Here is an 18,514-nt window from a genome sequence, read left to right as displayed (position 1 = left end):
ATGACCCTCCCGAATGGATTGACCGCCGACGATGCCAGGCGGGCGGCCGCGCGCGCCTACGAGCTCGACCGTCGCCACGTATTCCACTCCTGGTCCGCGCAAGCGCAGCTCACCCCGATGACCATCACCGCGGCCCAGGGCTGCTACGTCTGGGACGGTGACGGCAATCGCCTGCTCGATTTCTCCTCGCAGATGGTGAACACCAATATCGGTCACCAGCATCCGAAAGTCGTTGCCGCGGTGCGGGAGCAGGCCGCCAAGCTGTGCACCGTGGCACCGCAGCACGTCAACGACGCCCGCTCCGAGGCCGCCCGGCTCATTGCCGAGCGGACCCCGGGCGAGCTGGACAAGATCTTCTTCACCAATGGCGGCGCCGATGCCGTCGAGCACGCGGTCCGGATGGCGCGCCTGCATACCGGCCGCTACAAGGTGCTCGCGCGCTACCGCTCCTATCACGGCGGCACCGAGACCGCCATCAACCTCACCGGCGACCCGCGACGCTGGCCCAATGACCGCGGCAATAGCGGGGTCGTCCATTTCTTCGGCCCGTTCCTGTACCGCTCGCAATTCCACGCGAGCACCGAATCCGAAGAAGCCGAACGCGCTGTGGCGCATCTCGAGCAGACCATCGCATTCGAGGGGCCCGGCACGATCGCCGCGATCGTGCTCGAATCCATCCCCGGCACTGCGGGAATCATGGTGCCGCCGCCCGGATATCTGGCGGGTGTGCGGGCACTGTGCGATAAGTACGGCATCGTCTTCATCGCCGATGAAGTGATGTCGGGTTTCGGTCGCACCGGAAAGTGGTTCGCCATAGAGCATTTCGACGGCGTCGTCCCCGATCTGGTGACCTTCGCCAAGGGGGTGAACTCCGGTTATGTGCCGCTCGGCGGTGTCGCCATCGGTCCGGCCATCGCGGCGAGCTTCGATGATCGCCCGTACCCGGGCGGGCTGACCTATTCGGGCCATCCACTGGCGACGGCGGCCGCGGTCGCCACCATCAACGCGATGCGCGACGAGCGAATCGTGGAAAATGCCGCCGATATCGGTGACCGAATCCTCGGTCCGGGTCTGCGCGAACTCGCCGAACGCCATCCCAGCATCGGTGATGTGCGCGGTACCGGTGTGTTCTGGGCATTGGAACTGGTGCGGGACAGGCGAACTCGCGAACCGCTCTCCCCCTATGGCGGCACCAGCGCCGCGATATCGGAGACGGTCGCCGCGGCGAAGGCCGCGGGCCTGCTGCTCTTCGTCAATTTCAATCGGCTGCATGTGGTCCCGCCGTGTGTCATCGGCGAGGCAGAGGCGAAGGAGGGCCTGGCGATCCTCGACCAGGTGCTGACGATTGCCGACGGGCACGTGGACTGAGCAGATTCGACGCCACCCGGCCGTACCGCTGCGGCCTGATCCGGTAATAGCCGGCGCGCGTCCGGCCGATCGGATCGGGAATGTTCTTGATCGGCGGGACGTTTCACTGCCGCATGACCAGTGCTGTGCTTTCCGACGAGTTGAAGAAGTATCTGGACGAGGCCAAGGTGTATGCGACCGCGGCCACGATCGGGCCGAACGGACAACCGCATCTGACCGTCATCTGGCTCAAGCGCGACGGCGACGACCTACTGTTCTCCACCACCGTGGATCGCCAGCAGGGCAAGAACCTCGCCCGCGACCCGCGGATCACCGTCATGATCAATCCGCCGGAGAACCCGTACGTGTACGCCGAGATTCGCGGCACCGCCACCCTGACGCCCGATCCGGACAAGACCCTCCCGAACGAGCTGTCGGACCACTACCACGGACTTCCGTACGTCGAATTCAACCCCGCCTCCGTCAATGACGGACCCCGCGTGATCGTCCGCGTCACCCCGCGCAAGGTCGCAGGCCGCCTGTGAGCCGACGGCCGAGCGGCGGTCACCCCTGCTTGGCCGCCTCCTGCGCATGCTGCGCCTGCCCCACCTCGGCGGCGGTGTATCGCAAGGTCAGCGCGACCAGACCGACGAGCAGTGCGCCGATCGCGGCGACGAAAAGCACCAGCGTGTAACCGCTGCCGAGGGCATCGAGCTGAGCCGGGGTCATCTCAGAGGGTTTGCCGGTGGTGCCACCGAGTGACAGTGTGCGGGTGGCGGCGACCGGTGCGAGCAGTCCGATCGCGATCGGTGTGCCCAGATTCATGAACATCTGGCCGACCGCCGACAGCGGTCCGATATTCCGCGGCGGCACACCGACCAGCACGCACAGCGGGACCATCACCACCGCCACGCCGATGCCGAATCCGATGACGATGAACAGCACGAGCAGCGTCGGCAGATATCGCACGCCGCGATCCAGGGTCGAGCCGAACAGCAATCCGGCGACCATGATCGCCGCGGCACCACTCAATAGCCAACGCGGCGCCACGGTCATCGCCAGTTTCGAGGCGAGCGCGGTACCCATACCCGCGCCGATGGTGAACGGAATGAAGGCGAGCCCGGCGACCAGCGGGCTGTATCCGACGGCATTCTGCACGAACAGACCCGCGAAATAGGTTGTCGCGCCGAGTACTCCGCTGGCCAGCAGGATGGCACCGAATGTCGCGTTGCGGTCGCGATGATCGAACAGCGACCAGGGTAATAGGGGATTGCGGACCCACCGCTCGGCGAGGACGAAGCAGATCAGCAGCACTACACCGGCCACCAGCGAGCCGATGATGATCGGACTGTCCCAGCCGAATTCGGGTCCCTCGGTCGCACCGAATACCAAGGACGCGCACGCCGCCGTGCCGAGCACCGCGCCGCGCACGTCCAGGGGTAGTCGATGGTGGGTGGTATCGCGCAGTTGGAACAGCGCACCCCACAGGATCATCACCCCGATCGGCACATTGATCAGGAATATCCACCGCCAGCTCGCCTCGGTCAGCGCACCGCCGATCACCAAGCCGCCGACCGAGCCGACCGCCATCATGGAGCCGAAGATCGCGATCGCCTTGTTGCGCTCCCGGCCGGGTGCGAAGGTGGTCGCCACCAGGGCCAGTGCCGTCGGGGCCGCGAGCGCCGCACCGGTGCCCTGGATCGCGCGGGCCGCGATCAGCATTCCCTCGTTCTGCGCGAGTCCGCACAGCAGTGAGGCCACTGTGAACAGCGCGACCCCCGCGATGAACATGGGTTTGCGGCCGAACGAGTCACCGATCCGGCCACCGAGCAACATCAGACCTGCGAACGGCAGGCCGTACGCGGTGACCATCCAGGCGCTACCCGAACTCGATAATCCCAGTTCGTCCTGTAGTCGGGGCAGCGCGAGAATCACCACCGTGCCGTCGAGCACGACCATCAGCTGCAGCCCGCTCAGCACCAGAATCGCGAGTCCGAAGGCCCGCCGCGTCACCGGATAACGCGTCGCCGCGGGATTGTCTGGCACAGTCAGCCACTGTAGTCAGGACCGACGGATGACCGGAATCGGCCCGGTCCGCGGAATGACGGGCATGGACCCGGTCCGCTGCGATTCCTCCTGCGCATGCTGTGCCTCGGCCAGTTGTTTCGGCGTGAAACGCAGCATCAGCGCGATGAAGCCAGCCGCGACCGCGACGAGTGAGCAGACCGCGAGAACCAGCGTGTAGCCGCTGCCGAGTGCGAAGATCTCGGCCTCGTTCATATCGGCCGCCTTTCCGGTGCGCCCGCCCATGGACATCGTGCGCGAGGCCGCGATCGGAGTGAGCAGCCCGATGAATACCGGCGTCGCCAAATTCATGAACATCTGGCCCACCGCGGACAGCGGACCGATATCCGACGGCGGCACACCGACCAGCACGCACAGCGGCGCGAGCACCATCGCAACGCCGACTCCGAATCCGATCACGATCAACAGCGGCAGCAGGATGGTCGGGTAGCTCACACCGCCATCGAGCTGCGAACCGACCAGCAGCCCGGCCGACAACACGAACGCTGAGCCGCACAGCAGCCAACGCGGTGCGGCGACCAACGCCGCCTTGGAGGCCAGCGCGCCGCCGATACCGATACCGATCGTGAACGGAATCGAGGCGACACCGGCCACCAGCGGGCCATAGCCGAGCACATTCTGCAGAAACTGCGCGACAAAGAACGTCATCGCGCCGAGCACACCACCGGCCAGGAAGATCAGCGCGAAGGTGGTGATCCGATCGCGGCTGTCGAACAGCGACCACGGCAGCAGTGGATCGTCGACGGTGCGCTCCACGACCACGAAGACGATGAGCAGCACCACGCCCGCCACCAGCGCGCCGATGATCGCCGGACTGCCCCAGCCCATTTCCGGCCCTTCGGTCGCGCCGAACACTATCGAGGCGCAGGCCAGGGTGCCGAGCACCGCGCCGCGGATATCGAGTGCGGACCGATGGTGTTCGGTGTCCGCGAGCTGGAACAGCGCGCCGATGATGATCAACGTGCCGATCGGCACATTGATCAGGAAGATCCAGCGCCAGGACAGCTGGGTCAGCGCACCGCCGACCACCAGACCGCCGACCGATCCGATACCGACCATCGAGCCGACGATCGCGACCGCCTGATTGCGTGCCTTGCCGGGCGCGAAGGTCGTTGCCACCAGCGCGAAGGCCGTCGGCGCGGCGATCGCGGCACCCGCACCCTGCACCGCGCGCGCCGCGATCAGCATGCCCTGACTCTGTGCGAGCCCGCAGAGCAGCGATGCGACCGTGAACAATCCGACGCCGAGCATCAGCATCCGTTTACGCCCGAACGCATCGCCGAGTCGCCCGCCGAGCAGCATGAGACCGGCGAAGGTCAGTCCGTACGAGGTCACCGTCCACGCGGCCCCCGCGCTGGTCATCCCCATCTCCTGCTGCAGTCGCGGCAGGGCGAAGATCACCACCGTGCCGTCGAGCACAACCATCAGCTGCAACCCGCTCAATACGAGAATCGCGAGGCCGAAGGCCCGCTCCGTCACCGGATACTTCATCGTCGCCGCGGGATTATCGAGCACGGTGAGCCACTGTAATTGATACCGATCTCACCCCCGCGCCCGCGCGGGCGCGATCCGCGCAGTCATAGCGAGCGCCACTGGGCCTTGTGACATGCCCCAATGGTCTGTGCTACCCGGCCGACGACGCCGCCCGCGGCTCGTCCCGATCGGCCGAAAAACCTGCTGTCGGGCCGATGACGACGATCGCGGGCGGGCGGATGCCCTCTGCACGGACCCGGGCCGCGACGGTGCCGAGTTCGGCACGCAGGATGCGCTGGGTGCGCAGGGTCCCCTCCTGGATGACGGTGGCCGGGGTGTCGGCGGGGCGGCCGCCCTCGATCAGGGCCGTCGCGAATTGTTCGATGCGCTCGACCGCCATCATCAGCACGATGGTGCCGCGCAGCCGGGCCAGGGCGGGCCAGTCGACCAGCGAATCCGGGTGGTCGGGTGCGACATGGCCGCTCACCACGACGAACTCGTGGGTGACGCCGCGGTGGGTCACCGGGATGCCGGCGGCGGCGGGGACGGAGATGGGGCTGGTGATACCCGGCACCACGGTCACCGGAACGCCCGCCTCGACGCACGCCTCGAGTTCCTCGTAGCCACGTCCGAAGACATACGGGTCGCCGCCCTTGAGCCGCACCACGAATTTGCCCGCCTTGGCACCCTCGATCAGCGCGGAATTGATCGCCTCCTGCGCCATCGCCCGCCCATACGGAATCTTCGCCGCATCGATCACCTCGACATCGGAACCGAGCTCGGCCAGCAGCTCCGGCGGTGCGAGCCGGTCGGCGACAACGAGATTCGCGCGCGCGAGCAGGCGGCGGCCGCGCACTGTGATCAGATCCGGATCGCCGGGACCACCGCCGACCAGCGCGACACCCGGGGTGATCGGCGTCGAATCATCGGACACCACACCCGATTGCAGCGCCTCCAGCAGCGCATTGCGCACCGCCGCGGAGCGCCGGTGCTGACCACCGGCCAGCACGCCGAGGGTGAGTCCGTCATGCCGGGCGGTCGCTGGAGTCACCGCGGTGCCGAGCCGGGCAATGTCGGCGCGCACACAGAAGATCCGGCGCCGGGTGGCCTCCTCGACCACCGCGGCATTGGTCTCCGGTTCGTCGGTGCAGGCGATCGCGTACCAGGCGCCGTCCAGATCGCCATCGGCATAGGCGCGCAACGTCAGCGTGAGCTGCCCCGATGTCGCCATCCCCTCCACCGCCGGGGTGACTTCGCGACTGACCACATGCACATCCGCCCCGGAAGCGATCAGCAACCCGAGCCTGCGCTGCGCCACCGTCCCGCCGCCGACCACGACGACACGCCGCCCATGGAGATCGAGGCCGACCAGGTAGTTCGGATCGCTGGCTGGACGGGCATCGGAGTCGCGTTCCGACTGGTCATCGGTGGGTACTGGCGTGTTCGGCACAGTGTTCGAGCCTACGTCCTGCGTGCGCGCTCGCAGCAATCACCCGCCTCAGCAAGTGTGCGGCAAGGCATCGCCCGCGAGCTGGCGGTCCGCGACCAGCAGACAGGCCGACGAACTGTCCGCAGCGCGGCTCGCGCTGGCGTACGATTCGTCGGTTGTCCCGAACCCGATCAGCAACCAGTGTTCAGGGATGGCATTGACCGATGACACGCCGCTGGCATCCGAATACGCCGATCGCGTCATCGCGGTGGAACCGGGCGGCAACGAATACATTCCCGACGACGCGCGGCACGGCACCCCGCGGCAACTCTTCTGGACCTGGACCTCACCGAACCTGGAATTCGCCACCATCTTCATCGGCGTGCTGTCGGTGACCGCCTTCGGCATGAACTTCTGGCAAGCCGGACTCGGGCTGGCAGTCGGCGTCGGACTCGGCGCGGCCGCACATTACGTACTGTCCGCGCGCGGCCCACTCTTCGGTGTCCCGCAAATGGTGTTGGGCCGCACAGCATTCGGCTATCGCGGCAACGCGCTGCCCGCGGCGTTCATGACGGTCATGTGCGGCGTCGGCTGGTTCGCTACCAATAGCGTCAGCGGTGCGTTCGCGCTGAGCACCCTGACCGGGATGCCCAAACTCGCCGCGCTGGTGCTGATCGTGGTGGCGCAGACCGGCTTTGCCGTCTTCGGTCACAATCTGGTGCACGCGTTCGAGCGGATCGTCTTCCCGGTGCTGGCCATGGTGTTCCTGATCGTGACGGTCGTGATCTTCACCAAGGCCGACCTCGGTGCCACGGCGCCGTCCGGTGGCGTGGGCGGTATAGGCGGGTTCCTGCTCACCATCGGCACCGCGTTCGGGTACGCGGGTGGCTGGAATCCGTACGCGGCGGACTACTCTCGCTATCTGCCCGCCGCGGTGTCGAAGGTCGCGACCGGCGGTTACGCGGCGGCCGGATTGTTCGTTTCCTGCCTGTGGCTGTCGGTGCTCGGCGCCGCGTCGGCGACCATCGCCAGCACGGTTGTCGGCAGTCCGACCGATATCTTCACCGCGAATCTGCCCACGGCGCTTGCCGATCTGACATTGTTGGCGATCGCCATCGGGGCCGTCGCCGCCAATGCGCTCAATGTGTATTCGGGTGCGATGGCTTTCGTGACCATTGGTGTCAAGTTGCCGCTGCGCACCCAGCGCGCCGTTGTATCGATCGTGTTCGGCGCCATCGGATTTCTGGTCGCGTGGTGGGCACTGCCCGACGCGGCTGCGAGTTATGAGTCGTTCCTGCTCGTCGTCGCCTACTGGATCGGCCCCTGGCTCGGCATCATGTTCGCCGACCAATACCTGCGACGCGGCCGCAAACTCGACGGTCTGCTGTACAACCGCTCCTACACCAATTGGGGTGGTGTGGCAGCATCCCTGATCGGTCTGGTCATCTCCGTATTGTTGTTCTCCAACCAAGCCAAGTTCACCGGCTACGCGGTTCGCGCGCTACCGGACCTCGGCGATATCACCTTCTTCGTCGGCTTCCTGCTCGCTGGAGTCGCATATTTGGTGCTCGCGCGTCCGCGTAACTCCGCCGACGATTCGGTCGCCGCGTCTACCGAGTGACCGTGTCGGGGCGGTATATGGGCCGACGATCGCCGATTCGGGGGACCTGATCAGGCACGGGCCGTACAGTTGAGCTGTCACGCGAGTGATGCTGGCGATGGGAGGCCGCTGCTACGACGTCCCATCTTGTGGGGTTACTCAGCCCGCAACCAGCGGACCAGAACGAGGGCCCCGGCGACCACGGCAGCTAACCCAAGACAGATGCCGTAGTCGACCGGGGCCTTGCTCTTTTTCCGGCGATGTTTCGCCATCCCCACCACCTCCCTTCTGGGCGCGGAGTAGGACCGAGTCCTCCGCCCCTCGAAGAGAGGTGGCATCACCGTACGTGAGCCCATCGACGAAAACTGTTGTATTGCTGGGATTTTCCGACACCTACGGCGCGTCAGCCCACTGCGGCGAGTCGGTGGGCGCACAGGGCTAGCAGCAAGGTTCCGGCTAATGCCGGGTCGCTCGGGTCGTAGCCGAGGAGTTCGCGGATGCGGTCGAGGCGTTGGTAGAGAGATTGGCGTCCGATATGCAAGGCGGTGGCGCTGCGGGTCGGGCTGGCGCCGTGCCGGAGGTAGACCTCCAGGGTGCGGGACAAATTGCTGTGATGGGTTGCGTCCCAGGCGATCAGGGGTGCGACGGTGGTGGCTATCAAGCGAGTTCGTTCGGATTCCGGGAGAGATTCGACCACCAACTCCGTAGCCAGCTCGCGGCAGGTCGAGATCGGACTGCCCGCCAGCCGATCCCGGCGGTGAAGAGTAGCGAGCCGAAGTGCGGCACGTGTGGCTTGCAGCGAGCCGGTGAGCGCGACCGCGGTGAACTCACAGGGATCACCGACCACGATCGTGACCCCGTCGACCGTATTGGTGGCAAACGACTTTCGCAGTACGCGCACTGCCGCACCGACCGCATCCGCACCACCTCGCTCGACCGTGAGCAGCCCATACGTCGTGGCATGAACCTCACCGACGAGCCCCGGTCTACCGAGTTCCTTTGCCGCGGTATCCAATAGACGCGCGGCAATACGCGCATCAGGCGCGTCGATCGCGACCGGGACCAGTATCCGTCCCGACAGCGCGGGAACTCCGGCTGCGGTACCGCGCACCTTCAGATCGGCCTGCCGAATCGGCTTGCCGTCCAACAGATCCGCCAGCAGCGTCATCGCCGCAAGTTGCGGCCGCCCGGTCGGCGCACTCGAATTCGTCAGGGCCAAACCGAGGCTCGGCGCGGATTGCTCCAGCACCTGCGCCAGCGTGGCCTCGTCGAGAACGGATCCCGGTCCCGCCGTGAGCGTTCCCCAGTTGTTCTCCCGCGCACGGATCGGTGCCGAGGCGACCGCCGCTTCGACGGCGGCCCAAGCCGATCGATCATCGTCCACGCCGTGCGCCGCGATCAACGCACCATTGCCGCTGGTCACGATCAACGCACAGCCGGTAGCCGCACCGATCCTGGCGAGCAGATGCGCCAACCCGTTACCCGCCGCGAGTTCCTTGGTGACATCACGCGCGAGCTCGTTGAGCAACCGCAGCGCCGACACCTCCCGCGACACGATCTCGGTATTGGCCGCCCGGCACAAGTCGATGAACGGCACCACAGCGCGCAGCGCGATCAGCGGCAGCCCATTGCGTGAGGCCTCCGCCACCATCTCCGGCGGCATGGCGTCGAAGGTGCGCCCCAACTCGAACGCCACCCCGGCCACCCCGCGACCCGCTATCTCGCGCAGATAGTGCCGCCGCGTCCCCGCATCGACACCGGCCAAGCCCAGGCCGGTGGTGAGCAGCAGTTCACCACCGGACAGCAGCGGGCTGATCTCGTAGATCTCGCTGGAGTGCACCCAGCGAACCGACCGCCCCAATCTACTGTGACCAGCGAGAACGAGCGGATCGGCCGCACTGAACTGGTCGGCCAGTAGCTCGCGGACGGTGGGCAACATATGGTCATCTTGTCATCCCGACCACGGATCCGAGCGGACGAACTGTACGTTGCGATAGCCGCCCGGTTCCTGGAGGTTGGAGCCATGACGCAGGCGATACCGGCACGGCAACTGCTAGAGGTGGCTTATGACGAGGCGCTGCGGGGACTGGCGGAAGGCGGGATCCCGATCGGCGCGGCCCTGTTCGCGGCCGACGGCACCCTGCTCGGACGCGGGCACAACCGCCGGGTGCAATCCGGCGATCCCAGCATCCACGCCGAAACCGACGCGTTTCGCAATGCGGGCCGCCGCCGCGACTACGGCTCGACCATCATGGTGACCACCCTCTCGCCGTGCTGGTACTGCAGCGGGCTGGTACGCCAGTTCGGCATCGGAGCGGTCATCATCGGGGAGTCGCAGACCTTCCACGGCGGCCACGACTGGCTGGCCGAACACGGCGTCGCGGTGACCGTGCTCGAGGACCAGCGCTGTATCGACCTGATGACCGCGTTCATCGCCGACCAGCCACTGCTCTGGCACGAAGACATCGGGGTGTCCGACCAGGTCGACGCGCAGTAGCAGAACGCCTCCGTCGAGCTTTCCGGCACGCTGGCCGTATTGAAGGGACCGAAGCATGAACGCGATCACCTCGATCGACCTCACCCGGTGGCGGGCGGGCGGACCGGCCGCGGCAGAAGTCGAACGCGACGTGGACGAGGGGTTGCGTCGCGCCGGATTCCTGCTCGTCTACGGGCACGGCATACCGGCGGAACTGCCGGCGCAGGTGCGTACGGCGGCCCGCCGCTTCTTCGCGCTGCCGGACGAGGTCAAGCAGCGCTACGCCGTCACCGTCGGTGGCCGTGGGTGGATCGGTCCTGGTAAGGAGGCCAACGGTTATGCCGAGGGCACCGAAACGCCACCCGATCTCAAGGAGACCTACGCCGTCGGCCCCGACACCCGCACCGGCGATCCCGAGGTCGACGAGGTCTGGTTCCTGCCCAATGTCTGGCCCGAGGAGGTGATCGAACTGCGCAAGCTGATGACGGCCTATACCGCCGCCATGCGCACCCTCTCCGATGAACTGCTCGCCCTGTTCGCCGCCGCACTTCAGTTGCCCGCCAACCCTTTCCGGGGTCTGGCCGCACGTCCTACCTGGACCTGTAATATCAACCACTACCCGCCGCTGAGCGCGGTCGGCGCACCCGAACCCGGTCAGTACCGCATCGGCCCGCATACCGATTTCGGCACCGTCACCGTGCTCGATCGCGAGCCCGGCGCGGGCGGATTGCAGATCTACACCGAAGCCGGAGGCTGGGCCGACGCACCCTACGATCCGGCCGCGCTGACCGTGAATATCGGTGACCTGCTCGCCTATTGGAGCGGCGAACGCTGGCCGTCCGGCAGGCATCGGGTGCTGCCACCGCAACCGGATGCGCCCGAGGAGGATCTGGTCTCGCTGATCTACTTCTACGAACTCGATCACGATGCCGTGGTCACCCCGCTGGACCCGCCGATCGGCCGAGTGAGCGGACTGAAGCCGGTGGTGTCGGCGGCCTTCCTGCGCACCAGGCTGGACGCCATCACCATCGGCTGATCCGGTACTCCGGCAAGGGATTTCAGCGGAAGTACGGATAGTCCTGCACCCAATTGAAGCCACGGCCGCGCAGTGGGAAGCTGTTCAGACCGACCTGCTGCAGGGAGATGGTCACCGGCCGACCGTTCAACTGCCCGTTCAGCATCAGCCGGTCGGGCGCGGGCTGTTCGAAGGTGAACGTGGCGACCGAACTCGGCTGCGCGTCCGGCCGCGGCGGCGGTGCGGATACCGCGATCGTGTGCGCGGCGGTATCGACGGTGGGAACGACCGGCACCAGCGTGCCGTCCATCTTCTGATAGGTCATCCCCGGCACGTCGAAAACAACTCGCTGCCAGCGTGTTTCATCGGTAGTGAGCGGCGGAACCGGCACCCCGTCCTGGGTGAACTCCGATACCGTCCAGATCCCGTACAGCGGCGGCTTCGGACTGCCACCGCCGCCCTCGTTCCAGTACTTCAGCCCCGTGTGCACGAAACCCAACGCCATCCACACACCGAGCGCGACCTGCAGCGCGATCGCGAACCATCGAACTCGGTTGCCGCGGAACGGATCCGGCTGCGTAGCGGGTTCCGACGGCCGGTTCAGCACCAGCACATTCGCCAGCCGCCGCGCCTGCGGCGCCAGCAGGACCATGCTCAGCAGCATGAGGTGGAAGGCCAGGATCTTGACCGGGACGTCGAAGGTCATATTGAGCACGAAGACCTGCGCCAAGCTCACCAGGCTCAACATCGCGCCGAGCGTCGCGGTGCGCGGCAGGAAAAGCAAGAGCCCGCCGAGCACTTCGGCGCAGCCGAGCAAGATCTCGTAGATCGGTGCACTCCCGACCTGATGCCACAGCACCGAGGCAGGGCTGAACTCACCATAGGGTTGCAGCAGTTCAGCGAGCGAGGGCTCGGGCATCTGCGTCGGAATCGCCTTGGCGAACCCGTACAGCAGCATCTGTCCACCCAGGCAGATCCGGATGAAGAGCAGGAACCAGGCCTGCAGCCGCTGATAGTTCGGCCGGTGCCGGTCCAGCACCGTCCAGATGAGCGTCGCCACCACCGCGACGATCAGCAGGCAGCAGACGAATGACCAGAAGAACCACTGATCGCCGCTGCCGGAATCCTCCCGCAGCACTACCTCGGTATCGAAGAACCCTCGTCCGGCCCATTCGATGACCGGGCTCATCACGCGAAGTTCCCAGATCGCCGCGTTATCGGGCAGAGAATCGACCAGTAGTCCGGCGAATGCGAAGGGAATCTGGGAAAAGAGCAGGCAGAACAAGCCGAAATAGCCGAAGCAGAACCGAAACACTATCCGGGCCAACGGATTCCACCGAACCGGGCCCCCGAGCGGTATGACGCTGTCCGTCCGATCCAGAACCTCCGTACCGACCGCACTCACACCGATCCCCTCACTCTCACCCGACGACGCCACGTCAGCCGACGGTATCCGCGCGCTCACCCACCCGCTTCCAGGAAAACCCCGATTTCCACCCCGACCCATCGGGGTACGCGCGTCCGCCGGAAGGATGACCGCCGGCGCGCCGAGCTCTCGGCGCGCTGGAATGTCAATACCGAATATCACCCAGTGAGGGTCGTACGTTTTCTTCGAATTTTTGCGGTAAGCACTGACTAGAACGCGTTACAGTCGCCGCAGGCACATGCGTCAGGAGGACAGAGAATGGCCGAAGATCCGGACCCCACCGCGCGGCGGCAGCTGACCGTCAGCGCGCGGGACCTCGACACCCTCGCCGAGGACCTGTCCCGGTGGCTGGGCGGCAGGGTCGGCGCGGATCACCCGCCCAAGATCTCGGCGCTGTCGCGGCCGCAGGGCGCCGGGATGTCGAGTCCGACGGTGCTGTTCGACGCCGAATGGAGTGTGGGCGGGCGGACCGAGCACGGCTCGTTCGTGGCCAGGATGACGCCGGAGGCCGATTCCTTCCCGGTCTTCGAAAACTATGACCTGGAACTGCAATATCGGATCATGGCGGGGGTCGCGGCGGCCTCGGAGGTGCCGGTACCCGAACTGTGTTGGCTGGAGACCGACGAGAAGGCTCTCGGCACCAAGTTTTTCGTCATGCGCCGGATCGAGGGCAGGGTGCCCTCGGACAATCCGCCGTATGTGTTCATCGGCTGGCTGTTCGACGCAAGTCCCGAGGAACGTGCCGAACTGACCGCGAAGACCGTCGAGGTCATCGCGAAGGTGCACGAAATCCCGGACCCGGCAACGCGATTCCCGATGTTGGACGGTCCCGGGCAGGCGCTGCGCCGCCATGTCGAATGGCACCGCGACTGGTATCGCTGGGCGTTGGCCGATGACGGTTACCCGATCCCGTTGATCGAGCGGACCTTCGATTGGCTCGATGCGCACTGGCCCGCCGATCCCGGCCCCGACGTGCTCAGCTGGGGCGACTCCCGCCCCGGCAATGTGCTGTACGACGGATTCACCCCGGTCGGCGTACTCGACTGGGAAATGGCCGGACTCGGCCCGCGTGAGCTGGATATCGCCTGGCTCATCTTCATTCACCGCTTCTTCCAGGACATCGCCACCCGCTTCGACCAGCCGGGGCTGCCGGACTTTCTGCGGCGCGCGGATATCGTCGCGAAATACGAAGAGATCACCGGATATAAGGTCCGCGATCTCGACTTCTACATCGTCTATGCGGCGCTGCGGCACGCGATCGTCATGGCCAGGGTCAAGCGCCGGATGATCCATTTCGGCGAGGACACCGACACTGCCGATCGCGACGACTACGTGATGCACCGGGCAAGCCTGGAGGCATTGCTCGACGGAACCTACGAATGGGATTAGAGGAAAACATGGCTGTATCCGAGGGTCGCTCCGTAGGCTCCGCGCCTTCGCCCCTTGATGAATACCCGATCCACCAGACCCACCTGTCGATGGCCCGAGTCGCCAGCAGCGACCGGAACTTCTACGACCGAAGCTACTTCAACGGTCACGACCGCGATGGCGGCACCTTCTTCGTCACCGGCGGCGGCGTCTATCCGAACCTCGGCGTGATCGACGCGTACGCCTGCGTCCGGCGTGGCGATATCCAGCGCACGGTCCGCTTCTCCGACGCGCTCGGCGATCGCGGCGTCGACCTGCGGGTCGGCGGCTACCGCATCGAGGTGCAGGAACCGCTGCAGCGCATCCGGGTGGTCTGCGAGCACGATGATCTCGGCTTCGACCTCACCTGGCACGGATCGTTCCCCACTGTCGAGGAGCAGCCGCATCTGATCCTCAACGGCAACCGCCCGATCATCCAGGCGACCCGCTTCGCGCAGGTCGGCTCCTGGGAGGGGACGCTGCACGTCGACGGCACGGACCTCACCGTCGACCCGGCCGTCTGGATGGGCACCAGGGACCGCTCCTGGGGCATCCGCCCGGTCGGCGAACCCGAGCCGCCGGGCCGCGCCGCCGCCGAACCCTCCGGCGGATTCTGGTGGATGTACGTGCCGATTCGCTTCGACGATTTCGCCATCGTGGTAATTCTGCAGGAGGAGCCCGACGGCAAGCGCACCCTCAACGACGCCGTCCGCATCTTCCCGGACGGCCGCACCGAACAGTTGGGATGGCCGCGCTACCACATCGAATACCGTTCCGGCACCAGGCATCCCGTAGGCGCTCGGTTGGAGCTCACTACCCAGGACGGTAAGCCGCTCGAGGTCGAGATCCGCACCGTCACCAATGTCGCCCTGCACGTCGGCTGCGGCTACGGCGGCGACCCGGACTGGCTGCACGGCCGCTGGATGGGCCGCGACTGGTCCTCGAGCAGCACCTACGACCTCACCGACCCGGCCATCGCGGGCCGCGTCCCCTTCGGCGTCATCGACCACGTCGCGCATGCCCGCTGCGGGGAGTCCGAGGGGTGGGGTCTGTTCGAGCACGCGAGTCTCGGTCGACACGATCCGACCGGCTTCGCCGACTGGGGGTCCTTGGCGCCGTAGGGCTTTCGGGCGGGCGCGTCCGCGCGGGCAGGTCTGCGCGGACACGTGCCGCCTATCGAACTCGGCAAACCTTCCGATCGACTCGCGTTATGCCGAAGGCGATTCGGCGACGAGCGCGGCAGCAATCACGATTCCATCGACCATCCGCTTGGGGATGACAAGCGGCCCACCGGCGGCGAGCAGCGCGGCAGCCTCCGCGACACTTGTCGTTCCGAGCGCGTCACCGGTGCGGGCCGACGGATTGGGAACATCAACCTGGGCAAGTTCGGCCGCCGCATAAGCACGGACCACAGCACCCAACCGGCTCGCGACACCGAGCAGGCCACGCTCCCCAGCGCGCCGGTCGATGGTCGCGAGACAGGCAATGGGCTTGTCACCCAATACTTCTCGCAGCGCAGCCAGCAGGCGTTCGCTCGATGTCCCCGGCCGAAACCCGATCCCGACGGCCAACTCACGTGATCGCGCTGGTCTATTGGGCGATGCGACCACGATCGGCGATACGTCGGGTCGCACCTCAGGGGTGTCGGACGGCGGCACGGGTTTGGGCGTAGTGGGCGGCTGCGGCGACGAAACGGCTTGTGGCTTGGGGGTTTCCGGCGGGGTGGGTGTGTAGGTAGGAGGCGTGTACGCGATGGATGAGGGCGCCCTCGCGGATGCGGGCACCTGCGGTGTGCCAGCCCCACGCGGGGGTGTCGGCGCCGGAGGCCACCAGTCGGGTGCGGTGGAATTCGTGGCCGCGTACACGCTCACCCGCTCGCCACAGTGCGGAATCGGTGAGCGCCACGGCATCTCGGTAGCCCAGGGTAAGGCGGGGGCCGAATTCCGCCGTTGCATCGACCACACCCGCCATCGGGTGACCGTCGAGCGAACGGGTCAGATACAGCAGCCCAGCGCATTCGGCATGCACCGGAAGCCCGGCCCGCGCCCCCGCACCCACCTGCGCCAACAGCCGGGTATTCGCTGCCAATTCCGCCGCATGCTCCTCCGGAAACCCACCTGGCAGCACCAATCCCGCTGTACCGGTAGGAAGTTCATCGCGCATCGGATCAAAAACCACAACGCGAGCCCCCGCCGCCACCAACAACTCCCGATGCTCGGCATACCCAAACGTAAACGCAGGCCCACCAGCCATCGCAATCACCGGCCCAACCCCCAAAGCCCCACCGCCGCCCCCCGCCGCAATCGCACCGCTTACCGCAATCCCACGACTTGCGCCCACCACAGTCACGTCGTCCACGCCCCCGGCAACACCTGGGCCACCAGCAGCTCCCCTAGCCTCGGCAGCGTTCGCGACTTCCACACCTACGGAGGCTCCCGCGGCGTCCGTGAGTCCCACACCTCCGGTGCCTCGCGCAGCTCCCACTGCCTCGGCAGCTCTGGTACGCCCCGATCCGGCCGCAATCCCATCGTGCGGACCAGCGGTCACGTGCTGCGCGTCCGCTTCCGGACGCGCTGCGCTCCGCCCGGCGAGCGCATCTCGTTCGGACAGCGACTCGGCGGCGGCGTGGATTGCGGTGGCTGGATCCCATGCGGGGCCGGTGACGGCTGTGTGGGCCAGGCGGGCTATGGCGAGGAGATCTACGTGGGTGGCGACGAGATCTGTCATTGCTTCGACAGCGGCGGTTGCGGCGGGCCCGTGTTCTACGGCGGGGATGAGGCCCAGGTGGCGGGACGGGACCTCGAGTTCGGTCATGCGGGGCAGGGAGCCGAGGACGGGGAGGCCTACTCGGTCGCAGGCGGCGCGCAGGACCTCCTCGTGGCGTTCGCTGCCGACGCGATTCAGGATGACGCCGCCCAAACGGATTCCGGAGTCGAAGGTGGCGAAGCCGTGCAGTAGGGCGGCGAGGCTCTGGCTGTGGCCGCGGGCATCGACGACCAATATCACCGGGGCGCCGAGCAATCCGGCAACCTGGGCGGTGGAGCCCTCGGCGATCGGTGCGGCCTGGTTCTCGTCGATGCGCCCGTCGAACAGTCCCATCACACCTTCGACCACCGCCAGATCACAGCCATTCGCACCATGGCGATAAAGCGGCACAACACGTTCCGCGCCGACCAACACCGGATCGAGATTGCGCCCCGGCCGCCCCGCCGCCAACCCGTGATAGCCCGGATCGATGTAATCCGGCCCCACCTTGAACGGCGCCACCCGATGCCCCGCCCTCCGCAGCGCCCCGATCAACCCCGTAGCCACCGTCGTCTTCCCACTCCCCGAAGCCGGAGCCGCAATAACCACCGCCGGAACTCGCCTCACAACCCCGACCCCCCATCCCCCAACCCGCTGGTCAATTGATCACCATGCACTGATGCAGGCAAACGTCGAGTACCGGCCTGCACCAGCGCATTCTCGCGGGGGATTACCATTCGATGCCTCGTTGGCCTTTGCGGCCTGCGTCCATGGGGTGCTTGATTTTGGTCATTTCGGTGACCAGGTCGGCGACGTCGAGTAAGGGTGGGGGGGCGTCGCGGCCGGTGATGACTACGTGTTGGGTGCCTGGCCGGGTTCGTAGGGTGTCGACTACCTCGTTGAGGTCGATCCAGCCCCATTTGAGGGGGTAGGTGAATTCGTCGAGGACGTAGAAGCGGTGCTGTTCAGCTTGTAATCTGCGGGCGATTTCGCGCCAGCCTGCTCGGGCCGCGGCGGCGTGGTCTTCATCGGTGCCCTGCTTGCGGGTCCAGGACCAGCCTTCGCCCATCTTGTGCCATTCGACCGGGGCGCCGGTGCCGGTCTCCTCGTGTAAGCGGCCGAGGGTACGGAATGCGGCCTCCTCGCCGACCTTCCACTTGGCGCTCTTGACGAACTGGAATACCGCGATATCGAAGCCCTGATTCCACGCCCGCAATGCCATCCCGAAGGCGGCCGTCGACTTCCCCTTACCCGGCCCGGTATGCACCGCGAGCACCGGCTGATTGCGCCGCTGCCGCGTGGTCAGCCCGTCATCCGGAACCGTCTCCGGCACACCCTTAGGCATCGAAACTCCTTGGAAATCCATTGATCAGAGCGCCCGCGCGAGTCGCGGCCCTATCGTTGACCGCCCTCGAGTCGCGTCGGCACCCGGACGACCCGATCCGACGCGAACGACAACCGCCACCGAATCGCCCGTCAGCTCGCCGAGCGAGAGATATCGGGGCCGCACG

The 18,514-nt window shown here is 66.6% G+C and carries 15 protein-coding genes; 7 read left to right on the top strand and 8 right to left on the bottom strand.

Annotated features, from left to right (window positions below; genetic code table 11):
- Together ACQP2D_RS11905 and ACQP2D_RS11900 are read left to right on the top strand one after the other, a co-directional pair.
- Nucleotides 1-1,368: an aspartate aminotransferase family protein gene (locus tag ACQP2D_RS11905; RefSeq protein WP_433683767.1), complete on the top strand. Its 1,368-nt coding sequence runs from the start codon at nucleotides 1-3 to the stop codon at nucleotides 1,366-1,368.
- A gap of 113 nt (nucleotides 1,369-1,481) precedes the next feature.
- On the top strand, nucleotides 1,482-1,892 hold the full coding sequence (locus ACQP2D_RS11900; protein WP_433683766.1) for a PPOX class F420-dependent oxidoreductase: 411 nt from the start codon (nucleotides 1,482-1,484) through the stop codon (nucleotides 1,890-1,892).
- 19 nt (nucleotides 1,893-1,911) lie between these two features.
- Here ACQP2D_RS11900 and ACQP2D_RS11895 read toward each other — a convergent pair whose 3' ends face one another.
- From ACQP2D_RS11895 to cobA, 3 genes are all read right to left on the bottom strand, one after another.
- Nucleotides 1,912-3,393 carry an MFS transporter gene (locus tag ACQP2D_RS11895; RefSeq protein WP_433683765.1) on the bottom strand — a complete coding sequence of 494 codons (1,482 nt, stop codon included), beginning with the start codon at nucleotides 3,391-3,393 and terminating at the stop codon, nucleotides 1,912-1,914.
- Between the two features lie 15 nt (nucleotides 3,394-3,408).
- Complete coding sequence (locus ACQP2D_RS11890; RefSeq protein WP_433685620.1) at nucleotides 3,409-4,923, bottom strand: MFS transporter; 1,515 nt, start codon at nucleotides 4,921-4,923, stop codon at nucleotides 3,409-3,411.
- A gap of 133 nt (nucleotides 4,924-5,056) precedes the next feature.
- Entirely contained in the window at nucleotides 5,057-6,277 is a 1,221-nt protein-coding gene (gene cobA / locus ACQP2D_RS11885) for a uroporphyrinogen-III C-methyltransferase (protein ID WP_433685619.1), read from the bottom strand.
- A gap of 268 nt (nucleotides 6,278-6,545) precedes the next feature.
- Between cobA and ACQP2D_RS11880 the strand changes: the two genes are divergently transcribed.
- A complete protein-coding gene (locus ACQP2D_RS11880) occupies nucleotides 6,546-7,955 on the top strand; it encodes a purine-cytosine permease family protein (protein WP_433683764.1) in 1,410 nt (469 codons plus the stop codon).
- Between the two features lie 382 nt (nucleotides 7,956-8,337).
- On the opposite strand, the gene ACQP2D_RS11875 is transcribed toward ACQP2D_RS11880, so the two are convergent.
- A complete protein-coding gene (locus ACQP2D_RS11875; RefSeq protein WP_433683763.1) occupies nucleotides 8,338-9,873 on the bottom strand; it encodes a PucR family transcriptional regulator in 1,536 nt (511 codons plus the stop codon).
- Between the two features lie 84 nt (nucleotides 9,874-9,957).
- Between ACQP2D_RS11875 and ACQP2D_RS11870 the strand changes: the two genes are divergently transcribed.
- Both ACQP2D_RS11870 and ACQP2D_RS11865 read left to right on the top strand, forming a co-directional pair.
- Entirely contained in the window at nucleotides 9,958-10,431 is a 474-nt protein-coding gene (locus tag ACQP2D_RS11870) for a nucleoside deaminase (RefSeq protein WP_433683762.1), read from the top strand.
- A gap of 55 nt (nucleotides 10,432-10,486) precedes the next feature.
- Nucleotides 10,487-11,446, top strand: coding sequence for an isopenicillin N synthase family dioxygenase (locus tag ACQP2D_RS11865; RefSeq protein ID WP_433683761.1), 960 nt, complete (start codon nucleotides 10,487-10,489; stop codon nucleotides 11,444-11,446).
- A 22-nt stretch (nucleotides 11,447-11,468) separates the two neighbouring features.
- Here the strand turns inward: ACQP2D_RS11865 and ACQP2D_RS11860 are convergent, their stop codons facing one another.
- Complete coding sequence (locus tag ACQP2D_RS11860; RefSeq protein WP_433683760.1) at nucleotides 11,469-12,752, bottom strand: DoxX family protein; 1,284 nt, start codon at nucleotides 12,750-12,752, stop codon at nucleotides 11,469-11,471.
- Nucleotides 12,753-13,109: 357 nt separating this feature from the next.
- On the opposite strand from ACQP2D_RS11860, the gene ACQP2D_RS11855 reads away from it, so the two are divergent.
- Together ACQP2D_RS11855 and ACQP2D_RS11850 are read left to right on the top strand one after the other, a co-directional pair.
- Nucleotides 13,110-14,240, top strand: coding sequence for a phosphotransferase family protein (locus ACQP2D_RS11855; RefSeq protein ID WP_433683759.1), 1,131 nt, complete (start codon nucleotides 13,110-13,112; stop codon nucleotides 14,238-14,240).
- An 8-nt stretch (nucleotides 14,241-14,248) separates the two neighbouring features.
- Nucleotides 14,249-15,379: a hypothetical protein gene (locus tag ACQP2D_RS11850; protein ID WP_433683758.1), complete on the top strand. Its 1,131-nt coding sequence runs from the start codon at nucleotides 14,249-14,251 to the stop codon at nucleotides 15,377-15,379.
- 87 nt (nucleotides 15,380-15,466) lie between these two features.
- Here the strand turns inward: ACQP2D_RS11850 and ACQP2D_RS11845 are convergent, their stop codons facing one another.
- The 3 genes from ACQP2D_RS11845 to cobO form a co-directional block, all read right to left on the bottom strand.
- Nucleotides 15,467-15,916 carry a cobalamin biosynthesis protein gene (locus ACQP2D_RS11845; protein WP_433683757.1) on the bottom strand — a complete coding sequence of 150 codons (450 nt, stop codon included), beginning with the start codon at nucleotides 15,914-15,916 and terminating at the stop codon, nucleotides 15,467-15,469.
- Nucleotides 15,894-17,630 (bottom strand): cobyrinate a,c-diamide synthase, encoded by a 1,737-nt coding sequence (locus tag ACQP2D_RS11840; RefSeq protein WP_433683756.1) that lies wholly within the window; start codon nucleotides 17,628-17,630, stop codon nucleotides 15,894-15,896. Before ACQP2D_RS11840 ends, ACQP2D_RS11845 begins: the two co-directional genes overlap by 23 nt.
- A gap of 103 nt (nucleotides 17,631-17,733) precedes the next feature.
- Nucleotides 17,734-18,348: a cob(I)yrinic acid a,c-diamide adenosyltransferase gene (cobO, locus tag ACQP2D_RS11835; RefSeq protein ID WP_433683755.1), complete on the bottom strand. Its 615-nt coding sequence runs from the start codon at nucleotides 18,346-18,348 to the stop codon at nucleotides 17,734-17,736.
- Nucleotides 18,349-18,514: the final 166 nt, after the last annotated feature.

Origin of the sequence: Nocardia sp. CA-119907, from assembly GCF_050955995.1 — a bacterium.
GTDB lineage: Bacteria > Actinomycetota > Actinomycetes > Mycobacteriales > Mycobacteriaceae > Nocardia.
Note: the sequence above shows the minus strand (reverse complement) of the source record. Positions and strands in the feature narration are given on the sequence as shown.

Bases quoted from the DNA above. Each gene is read 5' to 3' on its own strand.
- ACQP2D_RS11880 (WP_433683764.1), top strand. From the start codon at position 6,546: ATGGCATTGACCGATGACACGCCGCTGGCATCCGAATACGCCGATCGC.
- ACQP2D_RS11900 (WP_433683766.1), top strand. From the start codon at position 1,482: ATGACCAGTGCTGTGCTTTCCGACGAGTTGAAGAAGTATCTGGACGAG.
- ACQP2D_RS11870 (WP_433683762.1), top strand. From the start codon at position 9,958: ATGACGCAGGCGATACCGGCACGGCAACTGCTAGAGGTGGCTTATGAC.
- ACQP2D_RS11905 (WP_433683767.1), top strand. From the start codon at position 1: ATGACCCTCCCGAATGGATTGACCGCCGACGATGCCAGGCGGGCGGCC.
- ACQP2D_RS11875 (WP_433683763.1), bottom strand. From the start codon at position 9,873: ATGTTGCCCACCGTCCGCGAGCTACTGGCCGACCAGTTCAGTGCGGCC.
- ACQP2D_RS11850 (WP_433683758.1), top strand. From the start codon at position 14,249: ATGGCTGTATCCGAGGGTCGCTCCGTAGGCTCCGCGCCTTCGCCCCTT.
- cobO (WP_433683755.1), bottom strand. From the start codon at position 18,348: ATGCCTAAGGGTGTGCCGGAGACGGTTCCGGATGACGGGCTGACCACG.
- ACQP2D_RS11865 (WP_433683761.1), top strand. From the start codon at position 10,487: ATGAACGCGATCACCTCGATCGACCTCACCCGGTGGCGGGCGGGCGGA.
- ACQP2D_RS11855 (WP_433683759.1), top strand. From the start codon at position 13,110: ATGGCCGAAGATCCGGACCCCACCGCGCGGCGGCAGCTGACCGTCAGC.
- ACQP2D_RS11890 (WP_433685620.1), bottom strand. From the start codon at position 4,923: ATGAAGTATCCGGTGACGGAGCGGGCCTTCGGCCTCGCGATTCTCGTA.